14 protein-coding genes are annotated in these 16,976 nt (G+C 69.1%); 13 read left to right on the top strand and 1 reads right to left on the bottom strand.

Translation table 11 applies throughout. The features are described 5' to 3' along the window. The first annotated feature begins 243 nt into the window (after positions 1-243). The 6 genes from yajC to KD1_RS11860 all read left to right on the top strand — a co-directional run bounded on the left by yajC (position 244) and on the right by KD1_RS11860 (position 8,475). On the top strand, positions 244-522 hold the full coding sequence (gene yajC, locus KD1_RS11885; protein WP_068402172.1) for a preprotein translocase subunit YajC: 279 nt from the start codon (positions 244-246) through the stop codon (positions 520-522). A gap of 6 nt (positions 523-528) precedes the next feature. After that, on the top strand, positions 529-2,268 hold the full coding sequence (gene secD / locus KD1_RS11880; protein ID WP_068402170.1) for a protein translocase subunit SecD: 1,740 nt from the start codon (positions 529-531) through the stop codon (positions 2,266-2,268). Further along, entirely contained in the window at positions 2,265-3,503 is a 1,239-nt protein-coding gene (gene secF, locus KD1_RS11875) for a protein translocase subunit SecF (RefSeq protein WP_068402168.1), read from the top strand. The genes secD and secF overlap by 4 nt, the downstream gene beginning before the upstream one ends. A gap of 2 nt (positions 3,504-3,505) precedes the next feature. Further along, positions 3,506-4,042 carry an adenine phosphoribosyltransferase gene (locus tag KD1_RS11870; protein ID WP_068402166.1) on the top strand — a complete coding sequence of 179 codons (537 nt, stop codon included), beginning with the start codon at positions 3,506-3,508 and terminating at the stop codon, positions 4,040-4,042. Between the two features lie 9 nt (positions 4,043-4,051). Next, on the top strand, positions 4,052-6,415 hold the full coding sequence (locus tag KD1_RS11865; protein ID WP_068402164.1) for a RelA/SpoT family protein: 2,364 nt from the start codon (positions 4,052-4,054) through the stop codon (positions 6,413-6,415). A 179-nt stretch (positions 6,416-6,594) separates the two neighbouring features. Then, complete coding sequence (locus KD1_RS11860) at positions 6,595-8,475, top strand: metallophosphoesterase (protein WP_068402162.1); 1,881 nt, start codon at positions 6,595-6,597, stop codon at positions 8,473-8,475. Between the two features lie 83 nt (positions 8,476-8,558). Here KD1_RS11860 and KD1_RS11855 read toward each other — a convergent pair whose 3' ends face one another. Continuing rightward, positions 8,559-10,154 carry a DUF349 domain-containing protein gene (locus KD1_RS11855; protein WP_245627387.1) on the bottom strand — a complete coding sequence of 532 codons (1,596 nt, stop codon included), beginning with the start codon at positions 10,152-10,154 and terminating at the stop codon, positions 8,559-8,561. A 155-nt stretch (positions 10,155-10,309) separates the two neighbouring features. On the opposite strand from KD1_RS11855, the gene KD1_RS11850 reads away from it, so the two are divergent. The 7 genes from KD1_RS11850 (at position 10,310) to scpB (ending at position 16,883) form a co-directional block, all read left to right on the top strand. After that, on the top strand, positions 10,310-11,011 hold the full coding sequence (locus tag KD1_RS11850; RefSeq protein ID WP_068402160.1) for an MBL fold metallo-hydrolase: 702 nt from the start codon (positions 10,310-10,312) through the stop codon (positions 11,009-11,011). Continuing rightward, positions 11,008-12,399 (top strand): histidine--tRNA ligase, encoded by a 1,392-nt coding sequence (gene hisS / locus KD1_RS11845; protein ID WP_068402158.1) that lies wholly within the window; start codon positions 11,008-11,010, stop codon positions 12,397-12,399. Before KD1_RS11850 ends, hisS begins: the two co-directional genes overlap by 4 nt. After that, the gene (locus tag KD1_RS11840; protein WP_068402156.1) at positions 12,396-13,421 is read left to right on the top strand and encodes a DUF695 domain-containing protein; all 1,026 of its coding nucleotides are present in this window, start codon (positions 12,396-12,398) and stop codon (positions 13,419-13,421) included. The genes hisS and KD1_RS11840 overlap by 4 nt, the downstream gene beginning before the upstream one ends. Positions 13,422-13,423: 2 nt before the next feature. Then, on the top strand, positions 13,424-14,368 hold the full coding sequence (locus KD1_RS11835; RefSeq protein WP_245627386.1) for a site-specific tyrosine recombinase XerD: 945 nt from the start codon (positions 13,424-13,426) through the stop codon (positions 14,366-14,368). 270 nt (positions 14,369-14,638) lie between these two features. Further along, positions 14,639-15,454, top strand: coding sequence for a ParA family protein (locus tag KD1_RS11830; protein WP_068402174.1), 816 nt, complete (start codon positions 14,639-14,641; stop codon positions 15,452-15,454). Between the two features lie 5 nt (positions 15,455-15,459). Then, the gene (locus tag KD1_RS11825) at positions 15,460-16,332 is read left to right on the top strand and encodes a segregation and condensation protein A (RefSeq protein WP_068402154.1); all 873 of its coding nucleotides are present in this window, start codon (positions 15,460-15,462) and stop codon (positions 16,330-16,332) included. Then, entirely contained in the window at positions 16,329-16,883 is a 555-nt protein-coding gene (gene scpB, locus KD1_RS11820) for an SMC-Scp complex subunit ScpB (RefSeq protein WP_068402152.1), read from the top strand. The genes KD1_RS11825 and scpB overlap by 4 nt, the downstream gene beginning before the upstream one ends. The last annotated feature ends 93 nt before the right edge of the window (positions 16,884-16,976 follow it).

Genomic DNA, 16,976 nt, shown 5'->3' with positions numbered 1-16,976 from the left:
CGGGTGTGCCGGGGCAGGGCGCGCTGCCGCTCGACGAGCCGCCCGCCGGCCGGCTCGGTGGGTGAGAGCACACCCGGCCGACCTGCGGGAACCGCGCTCCGGTGGCGGGCGTTGACCGACAAGATGCCCGGATTGGGCGCACGGGCAATGTCCCATAGACTCACGCGGTGGCCCGGGGCAGCGGGCACGCGGGGCGGTGGACATCGTCCCCGCGACAACGATCTCTGAAGGACTGACACGACGATGCCTGAGCTGTACAGCTTGGTCCTGTTGGCGATACCCATGCTCCTCCTTGTGTGGTTGGTGCTGACCCGTCGCAACCAGACCAAGGCCTTCGAGTCGTTCCAGGCGAGTTTGGCCGTGGGCCAGGAGGTTCTGACGACCTCCGGTCTGCTCGGCCGCATCGTCGCCCTCGACAACGTGCTGGTTCACCTCGAGGTGGCCCCGACCGTCGTGCTGCGCTTCGACCGTCGTGCCATTGCGCCGCACACTCTGCCGACCATCTCCACCGAGCAGGAGTGACCTGACGTGGCTTCATCCCGGCCGATCCGCGCGGCCCGCATCACCCTGATCTCCTTCCTGGCCCTCACCCTCGCCATGGCGGGCGTGCTGGGGGGCTTGGTGAAGTACCGAGACGCCTCGTGGCTTCCCCGCCTGGGCCTCGACCTCGCCGGCGGGACGCAGATCGTCCTGACCCCGAGAGTCACCTCGGGTGCGACGGTCAGCGCCGAACAGGTCGCCCAGGCCCGCGACATCATCGTGCAGCGCGTCGACGCGCAGGGTGTCGCCGGCGCCGAGGTGACCACGCAGGGTGAGAACAACATCGTCGTGTCGATGCCCGGCACACCGGATCGTCGTACGGAGGAGGCCATTCGCGCCTCCAGTCAGATGCAGTTCCGTCCGGTGTTCGCCATCGGCAACGGCACGCCGCCGCCGGCCACGACGAACAACGGCGGGTCTGGTTCCACAAGCGGATCGTCGTCCTCCTCCTCGAGCCCGTCGAAGTCGGCTTCGCCGTCGTCGAGCTCGTCGAAGAGCTCGAGCAACAAGGCCGTGACCCCCTCGGCCCTGACCGCTGCGGACCCCAAGAACCCGCTCGACCCGCAGTGGATCACCCCGCAACTGACCAAGCAGTTCGAGGCGCTGGACTGCACCGACACCAAGGCCCTCGACAAGATCGTCGACGACCCGGCCAAGCCCCTGGTGGCCTGCTCCGACGACGGCACCACCAAGTACATGCTCGGCCCGGTGGCCGTGCGCGGTGACCAGATCGCCGATGCGACGGCCGGGTACCAGGTCAACCAGACCGGTCAGACGACGAACACCGTTGAGATCCAGCTGACCTTCAACGGTGATGCCACCAAGCAGTACGGCGACCTGTCCAAGAAGATGGTCCAGCTGCCGGACGCGAACAACCCGGCGAACCTGGCCACCCCCCAGCCGCTGAACGCGCTGGCGACCGTCCTCGACTCCAAGGTGCTCATCGCGCCCGGCTTCAACGAGGCGATCACCACCGGTCAGGCCTCCATCACCGGTGGCTTCAGCTTCAGCCAGGCCCAGGACCTGGCGCAGTCGCTGAAGTTCGGTGCGCTGCCGATCTCGTTCGACCTCGAGTCGCGCCAGTCGATCAGCCCGACGCTGGGTTCGGAGCAGTTGCGGTGGGGCATCATCGCCGGCATCATCGGCCTCCTGCTCGTCATCGGGTACGCGATCCTCCAGTACCACGCGTTGGCGATCGTGACGATCGGTTCGGTCGTGCTCGCGTTCGTCCAGACGTTCCTGCTCATCGCGATTCTTGGGCACACGAACAACTACCGCCTCGACATGGCCGGTGTCACCGGTCTGATCGTCGCGATCGGTGTCACGGCCGACTCGTTCATCGTCTACTTCGAACGCATACGAGATGAACTGCGTGAGGGCAGAACCTTGAGATCGGCGGTCGAGGCCGCCTGGGCACGAGCCAAACGAACCATCCTCGTCGCCGACGGCGTGAACTTCATCGCCGCCATCGTGCTGTACTTCCTGGCCTCCTCGGGCGTGCGTGGCTTCGCCTTCACGCTCGGTCTGACCACCCTCCTCGACATCATCGTGGTGTTCGCCTTCAGCCACCCGCTCGTGACCCTGCTGGCCCGCTTCAAGTTCTTCTCCGAGGGCCGCCGGTTCTCGGGCCTGGAGCGTGGGGATGACACACCGTCCGTCCGCTACGTCGGCGCCGGACAGGTTGCCGTGCGCACCTCCGCCACCGGCGGCGAAGGGAGTTCGCTGTGAGCCGCTTCTCCGAGTTCGGCACGCACCTCTACACCGGAGAACGGTCCATCCCGTTCGTCGGTCGCCGCAAGACCTGGTACGCCATCTCGGTGGCGGCCCTGCTGCTCTCCGGCCTGATCCTCGGGATCAAGGGCCTCAACATGGGCCTGGAGTTCACCGGCGGAACCGAGTTCCGCGTCGCCCAGGCGAAGAACATCGACAACTACGAGACCAAGGCCACCGACGCGGTCCGGGCGGCATCGGGCGCGGAATCGGCCAACGTCACGCTCATCGGCGGCAACACCCTGCGCGTCCAGACCCAGGAACTTGCCGAGCAGGAAGGCAACGGGGTCCGAGCCGAGTTGGCGAAGACCTTCGGAGTCCAGCAGGCGAACGTGTCGGTGAACTTCGTGGGTCCGTCGTGGGGCGCCTCGGTCAGTCGTCAGGCCCTGCGCGCGCTGGTCGTCTTCCTCATCATCACCGCGGTGCTCATGGCCGCGTACTTCCGCACGTGGAAGATGGCTGCCGCGGCGCTGCTCGCCCTGGCCCACGACATGGTCATCACGGTCGGGGTCTACGCACTGTCGGGCTTCGAGGTCTCGCCGGCCACGGTCATCGGCTTCCTCACGGTGCTCGGCTACTCGCTCTACGACACCGTGGTGGTCTTCGACAAGGTTCGTGAGAACACCGAGGCGACCTTCCGCAACCATCGGCAGACCTACGCGGAGGCGGCCAACCTCGCGGTCAACCAGACCGTCGTGCGCTCGATCAACACCACCGTCGTCGCGGTGCTGCCGATCATCGCGGTCCTCGTTGTCGGCTTCTGGAAGCTGGGTCCGGGCACCCTGCTCGACCTCTCCCTGGTGCTGATGATCGGTATGGTCGTCGGCGCGTTCTCGTCGGTGTTCTTGGCCACCCCGCTGCTGGTCGACCTGCGGCGCACCGAGCCCGCCATCAAGGAGCTCGACGCCAAGGTCCTGGCACGGCGGGCGCAGGAGCCGCGCGAGCCCGTCGTGGCGGCCGTCTCCGTCGGCGGTGCCGTCGGTGCGCCGGCCGCCTCGCCCGAATCCGCTCCGCTGGCGGAGTCTCGAACCACCAGCAGCGAACGGATCGATTCGTCGAGCGACACCGAGACGACCGACACCGCCGCGAGCGACACCACCGACACGCCCGCTGCCGGGGATGACACCACCATCACCGGCCGCACCGTGCACAAGTACGCCCAGCAGCCGCGCAACGGGCGCAAGAAGCGGTGACCATGACCTCCCAGGACATCGCGCAAATCGTCTCCGAACACCTGCTTGACGTTCCCGACTTTCCCGAGGAGGGCGTTCTGTTCAAGGACGTCACCCCGCTGATCGCCCACGCGGAGGCCTTCAACGCCGTCATCGGGGACATGGCCGACCGCCACCGCGGTGAGGTCGACGTCGTCGCCGGTATCGAGGCGCGCGGGTTCATCTTCGGCGCCGCGGTCGCGCATGAGCTGGGCCTGGGGTTCGTGCCCGTGCGCAAGGCCGGCAAGCTTCCCGGCCAGACCGCCAAGGTGTCGTACCAACTCGAGTACGGCAGTGCGACGATCGAGATCAAGGCCGACGGCATCCCGGTCGGCTCGCGGGTGCTGCTCATCGACGACGTCCTGGCCACCGGCGGCACTGCCGCCGCGGCGTTCGACCTCATCGAACAGGTGGGTGCGCAGGTCGCCGGGTTCGACGTGGTCATCGAGTTGCTGTCGTTGTCCGGTCGTGACCGACTCCGCACCGCCGGCCGTGAGGTTCATGCACAACTGAGCGTCTAGAATCATGAGATGCCGGACGTGACCCCCGCTCCACCGGCGGGAGCCTCCGGGTTCTCGCCTCGACGGCTGGTGCGCGGGCGCTGGGTCCGCACCCTGGCGCCGACCAAGCCGAGCGCCGCTCCGGCCATCGAGCCGCTGCTCGAGGTGGTGCGCGAGACGCACCCGAAGGCCGACACGGCGATCATCACCCGTGCCTACCTCGTGGCCGAGGAGGCCCACCGCGGTCAGGTGCGCAAGAGCGGCGATCCGTACATCACCCACCCCATCTCGGTCGCGACGATCCTGGCCGAGCTCGGTCTGACGTCGGTGACGATCGCGGCCGCGCTGCTGCACGACACGGTCGAGGACACCGACTACACCCTCGAGGCCCTTGAAGCCGACTTCGGAGCCGAGATCGCCAAGCTCGTCGACGGGGTGACCAAGCTCGACAAGGTCACCTACGGCGACGCCGCGCAGGCCGAGACGGTCCGCAAGATGATTGTCGCGATGGCCCGTGACATCCGGGTGCTTGTCATCAAGCTCGCCGATCGGCTGCACAACGCACGCACATGGGGCCACGTGTCCCCGGAGTCGGCCAAGCGCAAGGCCCGCGAGACCCTGGAGATCTACGCTCCGCTGGCCCACAGGCTCGGCATGAACACGATCAAGTGGGAGTTGGAGGACCTGTCCTTCGCCACCCTGTACCCGAAGGTGTACGACGAGATCGTCCGTCTCGTGGCCGAACGTGCCCCGGCCCGCGAGGAGTACCTGCGGACCGTCAGTTCCCAGGTCGAGGCCGACCTGAAGGAGTCGCGGATCAAGGCGATCGTCACCGGTCGCCCGAAGCACTACTACTCCGTGTATCAGAAGATGATCGTCGGCGGTAAGGACTTCGACCAGATCTACGACCTCATCGCGTTGCGCGTGCTCGTCGACACGGTGCGCGACTGTTACGCCGTCCTGGGCGCGTTGCATGCCCGCTGGAACCCGCTGCCCGGCCGGTTCAAGGACTACATCGCGATGCCGAAGTTCAACATGTACCAGTCGCTGCACACGACGGTCATCGGCCCGCAGGGCAAGCCGGTCGAGATCCAGATTCGCACGCACGAGATGCACCGACGGGCGGAGTACGGTGTGGCCGCCCACTGGAAGTACAAGGACACCGCGACCGCGCGGGGCGGTGTGGGCGTCACCAAGGACGAGAACGCCTCGGTCCAGGAGATGGAGTGGCTGCGCCAGCTGCTCGACTGGCAGAAGGAGACCGCCGACCCCGGCGAGTTCCTCGACTCGCTGCGGTACGAGATCAACGCCACCGAGGTGTACGTTTTCACGCCCAAGGGCCAGGTCATCGGGCTCCCGGCCGGATCGACGCCCGTGGACTTCGCCTATGCCGTCCACACCGAGGTGGGTCACCGCTGTATCGGGGCTCGGATCAACGGACGCCTGGCACCGCTGGAGTCGACGCTCGACAACGGCGACACCGTGGAGGTCATCACCTCCAAGGCCGAGGACGCTGGTCCGAGCCAGGACTGGTTGAGCTTCGTCAAGTCACCGCGGGCGCGGAACAAGATTCGCCAGTGGTTCTCCAAGTCGCGCCGGGACGAGGCGATCGAGGCGGGCAAGGAGGCCATCGCCCGGTACATGCGCAAGCAGAACCTGCCGTTGCACCGGTTGATGACACCGGAGTCTCTGCGGGCCGTGACGACCGACCTGCGCTACGTCGACATCGACGGTCTCTACGCCGCCGTGGGGGAGGGGCACACCTCCGCCCAGCACGTCGTCGAACGATTGCTGGCCAACACCGGCGGGGTCGACGGGGCCAGTGAGGACCTCGCCGAGGCGACCGTCCCGGAGCCGCGTCGTCCACAGCGTCCGGGTGACCCGGGCGTGACCGTCAAGGGCATGAGCGACGTCTGGATCAAGCTCGCCCGCTGCTGCACGCCCGTGCCCGGCGACTCGATCATGGGGTTCATCACCCGCGGCGACGGCGTGTCGGTGCATCGCACGGACTGCACGAACGCCGCGTCACTGCGGCGCGAGCCCGAACGGATCATCGAGGTCGAATGGTCCGTGAGCGCGGGTTCGGTGTTCCTCGTGCAGCTGCAGGTCGAGGCGCTGGACCGGGCGCGGTTGCTCTCCGACATCACGCGTGTGCTGTCCGACTCTGGGGTGAACATCCTCTCGGCGAGTGTGCAGACCTCCCGCGACCGCGTCGCGATCTCGCGGTTCACCTTCGAGATGGGCGATCCCGCGCACCTCAACGACGTCATCCGCACGGTCAAGCGCGTCGACGGTGTCTTCGACGTCTACCGCATCAGCGGCGGGCGTCCGACCCACGAACGCAACGGGAGCGCTCAGAACGGCCACGACGAGTCCTCCTCCTTCGCCGAGTGATGGATTCGGGTCGCCTCCCAGCCCGGGAGGCGACCCGAATCCATCACTCGACGGGGGCAGTGTTCGCGGCGGGTTCACCCGGCGGCGGTCCACCGTTTAGACGCGGTTCGCCTGTCCACGGTTCCCTTGGCGGGATGTTCGGGAGACCCCAACACACTCGTCGTCCCAGGAGCCCACACATGTCCCTCACTCGCCGCCAATTCACCTTCGCTGGGCTCGGCCTCAGCGCGGGTGTGGCCACCACTGCCCTCGCTGGGGCGCCATTGTCGGCCTTCGCCGCCACCGGTGACCAGACGTCCACGAGCGCCGACCTCGCCCTCCTCACCGACCCCTTCCTGCAGTACCCCCGGGCGGCCAGCGTGAACGTCGTGTGGTTCACCGAGATCTCGGACGGCACGCACCTCGTGCTCGTCGGAGACGGCGTCGAGAAGCTCACCGTCGAGCAGGTCGCCACAGTGGGGGGCGCGAAGGGTCGACCGTCCCTGACCGGTGTCGACATCGTCCGCGCCGATGACCGTGTGCTGTCGCGCACCGCCGAGGACTCCGGCTCCTTCATCACCGGTCGGCCCACGCCCGCGGAGGGCATCGTGCCCCGACCCGTGCGCCGGCACGAGGCAGTCGTGCGCGGGCTGGTCCCCGACGAGCGTGTTCCCTACCGTGTCGCCTCCATCAAGGATGGCGGCGCCGTCCTGTCCGCCACGTACACGCTCACCCCGGCGCTGCCCCAGGGCGCCGGCGCCCGCATCATGCTGACGAGCGACCACCAGGCGATGCAGAACACCCCGACCAACATCGAGGTTGCGGCGGCCACCATGGGTGAACTGGACGCGGTCATCTTTGCCGGTGACCTCGTCAACATCCCCGACCGGGCCTCCGAGTGGTTCGACGATGAGCGCGGCAGCGCCTTCTTCCCCGTCCTGCAAGGTGCCGCGGCACGCGTCGACCGCGGCGGTCACCTCGGCGTCGGGGCGGCCGTGATCCAGAACGTGCCGATCTACCCGGCCATCGGCAACCACGAGGTCCAGGGTCGCCGTGAGGGCATGACCTCGCTCGGGGCGTCGTTCGGCGCTCCGGTTCCGCGCGACGTGGCCAAGGAGGCCTGGAAGGCGCGCACGGTGCGCGGCGACCGGCGCAACCAGCAGCAGTGGGTCGAGGACAACAGCTTCTCCACGACCACGTACGAGGAGATCTTCACCCTGCCGCAGTCGCCGCAGGGCGAGGAGCGCTACTACGCGACCACGATCGGGAACGTCCGCCTGATCACCCTGTTCAGCACGCGCATCTGGCGCTGGGTCGAGAACGACGCCGACCCGGTGGCTCGACGTGCCAACAGCCGGTACCAGGAGGCTGCCTCCTCACTGTCCGACCCGCTGGCCCAGGGCTACGGCGAGTTCGTCTTCGAGGATCTGGCCAAGGGATCGGCGCAGTACGAGTGGCTCGTGCGTGAACTGCGATCCACGGAGCGCCGTGCGGCCGAGTACACGATCGTCCAACTGCACGAGGGCCCGCACGGTCTGGGCGACAACATGACGCCGCCGTTCGCGCATCCGCAGCGTGTCGAGGAGACGGACGCGCAGGGCACCGTCATCGGGGTGCGCTACGAGTACTCCCAGGAGCGCAACTTCCTGGCCAACGACCTCGCCCCGCTCCTGGAGGCCGAGGGCGTCCAATTGGTCTACAACGGACATTCGCACCTGTGGAACCGCTTCACGGCCGCGAACGGTGTGACGCACTACCTGGAGGCCTCGAACACGGGCAACACCTATAACGCCTTCACCAAGCTCTCCGGCCTGTCCCGGCATGTGCCGAGTGCGCCGTGGAACCGCGACAGCTACCCGGCCCAGGAGAACCCCGGAGGCCTGCTGCCGATCGTTCCCAATAACCACCCCATGACGAACGCCCAGGGCACCCCGCTGCCCTACGTGGCGAGCAACTTCCATGTGGTGTTCCAGATGTTCGACTCCTACACGGGCGAGCTGACCTCCTGGATCCACCCGGTCAACGCGCCCGACCAAGCGCCGGTCGTCCTCGACGTCTTCACGCTGCAGCCGAGCCGCTGACACCCGCCTCGAGCTGCGTTGAGTGATGGATTCGGGTCGCCTCCCGGGCTGGGAGGCGACCCGAATCCATCACTCAACGGGGGTCAGCGGGTGCCGAACTCGTCGAGACCGGCGCGGGCCTGGGCGAGCCACTGCTGCTGGGCCTCGAGCTTGGCCGTCAGCTCCGCGACCTTCTTCTCCCGGCCCTTGGCCTTGGCCTCGGCCAGGTCCTCCTCGATCTTCGCGACGGAGGCCTCGAGCTGGGTCGCCATCGACGAGGCGCGAGCGACGACCTCGGGGTTCGACTTCGACCACTTGCTTTCCTCGGCGTCGCGCACCGCGTTCTCGATCCGGCGCATGGCCTTTTCGGTGCGGTCGATGTCGGCGCGGGGCACCTTGCCGGCCTTGTCCCACTTGTCCTGAATGGTGCGCAACTGCGCCTTGGCGCGGTCGATGTCCTTGACCGGCAGGATCCTCTCGGCCTCGACGAGCAGGGCTTCCTTGACCTCGAGGTTCGCGCGGTAGGACTCGTCCTCCTCGGCGGCGACGCGGTCCTTGGAGTCGAAGAATGAGTCCTGCGCGGCCTTGAACTTCGCCCACAGCGCGTCGTCGTCCTGGCGGGAGGCGCGGCCGGCCTGACGCCAGCGGTCCATGAGGCGCTTGAACGCCGAAGCCGTCGGGCCCCAGTCGGTGCTCGCGGCCAGCTTCTCGGCCTCGGCGACGAGATCCTCCTTGGCCTTCTTCGCGGCTCCGCGCGTCTCCTCCAGCTGGGCGAAGTGGGCGCGACGCATCTTGTCGAACCCGTTGCGGGCCTTGGAGAAGCGCTGCCACAGCGCGTGCTCGGTGTCCTTGTCCAGGCGCGCGGCGCTGCGTTGGTGCGCCTTCCACTCGTCCAGAAGCTCGCGCATACGGGCCGAGGACTGCTTCCACTGGACCTTGTTCTCGGGGGTCGCCGCGATGGTCTCGGCCTCGTTGACCAACACCTCGCGCTCGGCCTGGGCCGCCGCCTTGGCCGCCTTGCGCCGAGCCGTCTCGGCCTCACGCTTGGCGGCCAGGCCGTCCTCGACCTGGGTCAGGAGCGCAGCGAGCGCGGCCAGATCACCGACGACATTCGGTTCGACCATGGCCTCGTGCACGGTGTTCAGACCGTCCTGGAGCTCCTTGACCGTCACCTCGGGGGTCTGCATCCGCTGAAACAGCAGGTCGACGGTCGCGTAGAGCTCGTCGTACTTGCGCGCGAAGTACTGCAGCGCCTCGTCCGGGGTTGCCCCGGGGAAGGAACCGACCTCCCGCCATTCCGCGCCCTCCTGGACGAACACCTTGCCCTCATCGTCCACGCGACCGAAGCGCGCGGAATCGGACGGGGTGTGCACCTGTACCGGAGCCGGGGTCGGGCTCAGGGCGGACGGCTTCGGGGTCGAACCGGCCAGGGCAGCGGGGGAGGGGATCGCCGAGGGCGTCGGGATCGCGGCAGGCGTGGGGGCCGCCACGGGCTCCTCAGCGGCCACTTCGGGCTGAGCCTCGGGGGCGGGCGCCTCCGGCTGGGCCTCCTCCGGCTGGGCCTCCGGCGCGGCCTCGGGCTGCGCCGGCGTCGACACCTCCTCGGTGGTCTCCGGGGTGCCCGTCGCCGCCGTTGGCTCGGTCACCGCCGCCGACTCGTTCGGCTCCTGGGCCGGCTGCTCAGTGGTGGAGTCGCTCACGATCTGCCTCACTTGTCGTGCACCGCGCCCTGGGGCGGGTGTTCTTGGTATGCACCGGCGAGACGGCGTCCCCGCACTCGCTGAACAGACCTTACCTGTCGACGGCCCGGCGGACGCCCCCCTTTGCCGCACGACGTGGCCGCTACCCTTGCGCTGTGCTGACCATCGCCTTCCCGGCCGCTGCCTTCGCGACGAACTGTTACGTCATGGCCCCTGCCGCGGGCGAGGAGTGCATCATCGTCGACCCGGGCATCGAGATCCTCGGCACGCTGCGCGAGGTCCTGGCCGAGCACCGCCTCCGGCCTGCCGCCGTGCTGCTCACCCACGGTCACCTGGACCACTGCTATTCCGTCACCCCGGTGTGCGGCGGTGACCTCGCCGCGTACATCCACACCGATGACCGCTACCGACTCAAGGACCCGCTGAGCCTGCTCGGCGGCGACATGGTGCACATGCTCGAGCAACAGTTCGGCAAGGCCTTCACCTGGTCCGAACCCGAGAAGATCGTCGAGGTCACCGACCGGGCCCGTCTCGAACTCGCCGGGCTCGAACTGGAGATCCACCACGCCCCCGGGCACACCGAGGGGTCGGTCATGTTCGCCCTGCCCGGGCTCCCCGACGGGGTGCAGGCCGACATCGAACTCGACCGCACCCTCCTGGCCGGCGATGTCCTCTTCAAGGGCTCGATCGGTCGCACCGACCTGCCGGGCGGCGACAACGCGGCCATGCAGCGCTCCCTGCGTGACGTCGTGCTGCCGCTGCCCGACTCCACGCTCGTGCTCCCCGGACACGGCCCGGCGACCGCCATGGCCGTCGAACGCCAGACCAACCCGTACCTCCAAGGACTCACCCAGTGACGACGCCACGCACCAAGGTCACCCCCATCTCGGGCTTCCCTGAGTATCTCCCCGCCGAGCGGATCATCGAGCAGCACTTCATCGACGTCATCCGCGAGACCTTCGAACTACACGGCTTCCCGAGCATCGAGACCCGCGCTGTCGAGCCGGTCGACCGACTCCTCGGCAAGGGCGGTGACGCCGACAAGGAGATCTACGCCGTCTCCCGCCTGGCCGGGCGCGACGGCGACGAGGCGACCGCTGAGCCCGAACTCGGCCTCCACTTCGACCTCACCGTGCCGTTCGCGCGGTACGTGCTCGAGAACGCCGGCAAACTCGCCTTCCCGTTCCGGCGCCACCAGATCCAGAAGGTGTGGCGCGGGGAACGCCCGCAGGAGGGGCGGTACCGCGAGTTCACCCAATGCGACATCGACGTCGTCGACGTCGGGGAGCTCGCGCCGCACTACGAGGCCGAGATGCCGCTGGTCATGGCCGAGATCTTCCGCAAGCTGCCGGTCGGCGACATGGTCATCCAGGTCAACAACCGCAAGATCCCCGAGGGCTTCTACCGCGGCATCGGCATCGAAGACGTGGCAGGCACCCTGCGCATCGTCGACAAGCTCGACAAGGTCGGTCCCGACGCGGTCAAGGGTCTGCTCATCGACGCCGGGTGCACCGCCGAGCAGGCAGAGCAGTGTCTGGCGTTGGCCGCGATCCGCAGCGAGGACCTCTCCTTCGTCGAACGGGTGCGGGCCCTGGGTGTCTCCCACCCCACCCTCGACGAGGGCCTCGAAGCCCTCAGTGCGGTGATCCGGGCCGGTCTGGAGAACGCCCCCGGTCAACTCGTCGCGGACCTGCGCATCGCCCGCGGCCTCGACTACTACACCGGCACCGTCTACGAGACCCAGTTGGTCGGCTACGAGTCGTGGGGGTCGTTCTGCTCCGGCGGGCGCTACGACGCACTGGCCAGCGACGGCCGCACGACCTACCCGGGCGTGGGCATTTCGATCGGCCTCTCCCGGCTGCTCGGCCTGCTCATCGGCAAGGGGCTCGTCACGGCCAACCGGTCGACCCCGGCCGCGGTGCTCGTGGCGGTCAACGACGAGGAGCACCGTGGCGAGTCCCTGCGCATCGCCACCGATCTTCGTCGGCGCGCGATCGCCTGCGAGGTCGCCCCGAAGGCCGCGAAGTTCGGCAAGCAGATTCGATACGCGGAGCGTCGTGGCATCCCCTTCGTGTGGTTCCCCCAGGCCCGCGAGGACGACGACGGGGCCCGCCACGACCAGGTCAAGGACATCCGCAGCGGCGAGCAGGTCGATGCCGACTCCCTGACCTGGGAGCCACCGCTGGAGGACCGACGTCCGCGCGTCGAGGCCGTGACCCCGACGACCGAGCAGGAGCAGCGATGAGCACGCATTCCGCCGTCGAACGGTTCTGGTCGTGGTGGGCGCAGGAGGGTCGCGAGCGGGCCCAGGCGGCGCTGGCCGACGAGGGTGACTCCACCGAGACCGAGGAGACCGCCGAGGCCGTCGAGGCGCACGTCAGCGCCATGCACCCCGAGTTGGAGTGGGAGCTCGCTCCCGAGGCCGACGGCCGATCCGTGCTCGTCGTCACCGCGGCCGGGTACCCCGAGGCCTGGCCCGTGGCGCGGGCCTGGTTGCACGCGGCGAGCGACGATCCGGGGTGGACGTACCTCGACCTGCGGCCGCCGACCCCACACGCCAACGAGGCGGTCATCGAACATGACGGCCGGGACGTCGAGCTCGGCCAGGCCGTTGTGACCGCACGTCGTCGGGCCACCATGGTCGACGTGGCCGTGCATCACCCGGTGTTCGCCGACCTCGACGAGCAGGAGCGGGCCATGCTCGCCTACCTCATGCTCGACATGTTCCTCGGCGAGGAGCAGGCCGAGATGTGGCTCGGCGAGGTGTCCTGGCCGACCATGTCGCCCCTGGACGCCTTCCCGATGGAACACCTGGCGGGCGTCGTCGCCGACCTGGCGGCGAGCCATGAGATGCCCGGAGGCGGGCTCGGCTGGGCCGGTCTCGAAGGCTCCACGGCCGACGGTCGGCCGGCCACGGCCATGACGCAGGTCCCGCTGCGGCAGGTCACCGCGCCCGACCTCGACACCCACTGCGCCGTGCTCGTGCCGGTCGCCGACGTCAATCCGGACGGCACGCTGGGCGCGGCGGGCCTGGACGCCCTGACGTCACTGGAGGACCGGATGGCCGAGGCCCTGGGTGAGCATGGCCGGCTCGTGGCGCACCAGACCACGCCGGGGGAGCGGATCTTCCACTTCTACCTCGACGGCCTCGACGCGGCCCAGAGGCTGACTCCGGCCCTCGAGGACTGGCCGGACGGCCGGGTCGAGGTCGAGGTCACGGTCGATCCCGGCTGGGGGTTGGTCGCCCACCTCAACGGCTCGGAGTGAGCGTGGCGTCGGCCGCACTGACCCGGGCGGTGCGGGCCTGGCTGACCCACCTGGACGTCGAGCGGGGCGTGTCGGCGAACACGCTCAAGGCCTACACCCGCGACCTCGCCCGGTACCAGGAGTACCTCACCGGACTTGGTGTGAGCGACCCCCGCGGGGTCACCGAGGCGCAGGTCGGCGGGTTCGTGTCGTACCTGCGGGCCGGGTCCCAGGACCATCCACCCCTGGCGGCGAGTTCTGCCGGGCGCAGCCTCGTGGCCGTGCGCGGGTTCCACCGATTCCTCGCCCTGGAGGGGGAGGCCGACGCCGATCCCAGTGCCGAGGTCTCTCCGCCCACGCCGCCTGCTCGCCTGCCCAAGGCCATCTCCATCGACGAGGTGGAACGACTGCTCGAGGCCGCCTCGGTCGGAGACACCCCGGCTGCCCTGCGTGACCGGGCGCTGCTCGAACTGCTCTACGGCACCGGAGCGCGGATCTCCGAGGCCGTCGGTCTCGACCTCGACGACGTCGACGGCATCCTCGGCGAGGCGGGCGCTGCCGGTGACGCGGTCGTCCGGCTGCGCGGCAAGGGGGACAAGGAGCGCCTCGTGCCGGTCGGGTCCTACGCCGCTTCGGCCCTGGCCGCCTACGTCGTGCGCGCCCGGCCGGTCCTGGCCGGCGCCGGCACCCCGGCGCTGTTCCTCAACCAGCGCGGCGGGCGACTGTCGCGACAAAGTGCGTGGACGTTGCTCCGCCACGCCGCCGAACGGGCGGGATTACCGGGCCACCTGACCCCGCACACCCTCCGCCACTCGTTCGCGACCCACCTGCTCGACGGCGGCGCGGACGTGCGTGTCGTGCAGGAGTTGCTCGGGCACGCCTCCGTCACGACGACCCAGATCTACACCCAGGTGACGATCCAGCGGTTGCGCGAGGTCTGGGCCCAGAGCCACCCGCGGGCTCGGTGACGCGCGATCTGCCTCGCGAGGAGCGTCGGTCAACTCGGGTTCACGGCCCTCGCGCTGATAATGTCGGTGTGATCAGCGAGAGGCTGACCACCAGCAACCCCCGGGAGAGACTCGCCAGTGACCCACGAGGTGACATCGTCGCAGCCATGGGTGTCCGCACCTGCGTCCCACTCAGACTCCTCGGTCGCCGAGGACACACTCGACTTCGGCGCGCAGGATGAGGCCGAGCGCCTCCCGGTCGGTGAGGTCGATGGTCCCACCGGGCGCCCGCTGCCGACGTTCCCCGAACCGCAGCCGCTGACCTCGCACGGTCCGGCGCGGGTCATCGCCATGTGCAACCAGAAGGGCGGCGTCGGCAAGACGACGACGACGATCAACCTCGGTGCCGCGCTGGCGGAGTACGGTCGCCGCGTCCTGCTCGTCGACTTCGACCCGCAGGGGGCGCTCTCGGTCGGCATGGGCGTGCCCACCAACACCTTGGACGCGACGGTCTACGACCTGCTCATGGGCCGGGTGCGTGACATCCACGAGGTCGTCCACCCCACGAGCACGGCCAACGTCGACGTCGTGCCGGCCAACATCGATCTCTCCGCGGCCGAGGTCCAACTCGTCGGCGAGGTCGCCCGTGAGCAGGTGCTCTCGCGGGTGCTCCGGCCGGTCCTGGACGAGTACGACGTCATCATCATCGACTGCCAGCCCTCGCTCGGCCTGCTGACGGTCAATGCGCTCACCGCGGCCCACGGCGTCGTCATCCCGCTCGAGACCGAATACTTCGCGATGCGTGGCATGGCGCTGCTCATCGAGACGATCGAGAAGATCACCGATCGGCTCAACCCGAAGCTGCAGATCGACGGCATCCTCCCGACGATGTACGACGGGCGCACGCTGCACAGCCGCGAGGTCGTCGGCAGCGTCGTCGAGCACTTCGGTGACCTCGTGCTGCACACCGCGATCAGCCGCACGGTGAAGTTCCCGGACGCCACGCTCGCGGCCGAACCGATCACGTCCTACGCGCCGAGCCACGCCGGCGCGCACGCCTACCGCCAGCTCGCGCGGGAGCTCATCGCCCGTGGGGCCGTGGCCTGAGCACCATGACCGCCGAGCCGGTCACTCCCGGCGGGGTGATCACCCGACGGGGGGTGACCCCGTTCGAGGTGCACCTGACAAACTTCGAAGGCCCCTTCGATCTGCTGCTCGGGCTGATCAGCAAGCACCGCCTCGACATCACCGAGGTCGCGTTGGCGCAGGTCACCGACGAGTTCATCGCGCACCTGAGCGCGATGAAGGAGGCCGGTGGGGGCACCTCGCCGTGGGACCTGTCCCAGACCAGCGAGTTCCTGCTCGTCGCGGCGACCCTGCTCGACCTCAAGGCGGCGCGGCTGCTGCCCGACTCGACGCTGGGTGGTGACGAGGAGGACCTCGAGCTCATCGAGGCCCGTGACCTGCTGTTCGCCCGCCTGCTGCAGTACCGCGCGTTCAAGCAGGTCGCGTCGGGGTTCGCCGACGCGATGGCGACGACCGCGGCGATGACCCCGCGCCAGGCCGGGCTCGAACCGCAGTTCGCGAGGCTCTTGCCCGAACTCGTGCTGACCATCAGCCCCGAGCAACTGGCGATGATCGCGGCCGCTGCGCTGGCCCCCAAGGAGCCGCCGACGGTCGGGCTGACGCATCTGCACGGCGCTCCGGTCAGCGTGCGTGAGCAGGCCCAGATTCTCGCGGCCCGCTTGCGGGAGCGCGGCACGCTCACCTTTCGCGACCTCGTCGCCGATGCCGACGGCACGCTCGTCATCGTCGCGCGCTTCCTGGCGCTGCTGGAGCTGTTCCGGGAGAAGGCCGTGACCATGGAACAGCCGGAGGCGCTGGCGGAGATCACCGTGACGTGGACGGGGCAGGCGCAAGGCACGGTCGAGGTCAGCGACGAGTTCGATGCCGACCCGGCCGACGAGACCGGAGCGCCGTCATGACCCTCGAGCATCGGGCGGCGATCGAGGCGGTCCTCATGGTTGTCGACGAGCCCGTCACCGACGTCGCCCTGGCCACCGCGCTCGAGACCACGGTCGAGGACGTGCGCGAAGACCTGGCGGCCCTGGCCGACGAGTACACCGCCGACGGCCGCGGATTCACGCTGCGCCACGTGGGCGGTGGGTGGCGCTTCTACAGCCGCGCCGAGCACGCCGAGGTCGTCGAACGGTTCCTCATCGACGGGCAGCAGGCCCGATTGACCCAGGCCTCGCTCGAGACCCTGGCCGTCATCGCCTACCGCCAGCCGATCTCCCGCTCCCGGGTCAGCGCCGTGCGTGGGGTCAACGTCGACGGCGTGGTGCGCACCCTGACCACCCGTGGGCTGATCCGAGAGGTCGGCACCGACAACGACAGCGGAGCGGTGCTCTACGGCACCACCGACTACTTCCTCGAACGGATGGGGCTGAACAGCGCGGCCGAACTGCCGCCGATCGCCCCCTACCTGCCCGAGGCCGACGCCATTGACGAGATTGCACAGGAGGGACGGGCATGACGCCACCCAAGGGCCGCGGAGGCCGACCGATGTCAGGCGGGTCGAAGGGCGGTCGAGCCGGCGGACGCGGCGGAGCCGGCGGGCGCGGTGCGT

The sequence above is a fragment of the Kribbia dieselivorans NBRC 106261 genome, assembly GCF_001552435.1.
GTDB classification, from domain to species: domain Bacteria; phylum Actinomycetota; class Actinomycetes; order Actinomycetales; family Dermatophilaceae; genus Kribbia; species Kribbia dieselivorans.
The sequence above is the reverse complement of the archived record's forward strand: the minus strand, read 5'-3'. Positions and strand labels throughout refer to the sequence as shown.

What these genes read in the sequence shown, in the direction of transcription:
- KD1_RS11865 (WP_068402164.1), top strand. Translation starts at nt 4,052, where the DNA reads ATGCCGGACGTGACCCCCGCTCCACCGGCGGGAGCCTCCGGGTTCTCG.
- yajC (WP_068402172.1), top strand. Translation starts at nt 244, where the DNA reads ATGCCTGAGCTGTACAGCTTGGTCCTGTTGGCGATACCCATGCTCCTC.
- scpB (WP_068402152.1), top strand. Translation starts at nt 16,329, where the DNA reads ATGACCCTCGAGCATCGGGCGGCGATCGAGGCGGTCCTCATGGTTGTC.
- KD1_RS11870 (WP_068402166.1), top strand. Translation starts at nt 3,506, where the DNA reads ATGACCTCCCAGGACATCGCGCAAATCGTCTCCGAACACCTGCTTGAC.
- KD1_RS11840 (WP_068402156.1), top strand. Translation starts at nt 12,396, where the DNA reads ATGAGCACGCATTCCGCCGTCGAACGGTTCTGGTCGTGGTGGGCGCAG.
- KD1_RS11825 (WP_068402154.1), top strand. Translation starts at nt 15,460, where the DNA reads ATGACCGCCGAGCCGGTCACTCCCGGCGGGGTGATCACCCGACGGGGG.
- KD1_RS11860 (WP_068402162.1), top strand. Translation starts at nt 6,595, where the DNA reads ATGTCCCTCACTCGCCGCCAATTCACCTTCGCTGGGCTCGGCCTCAGC.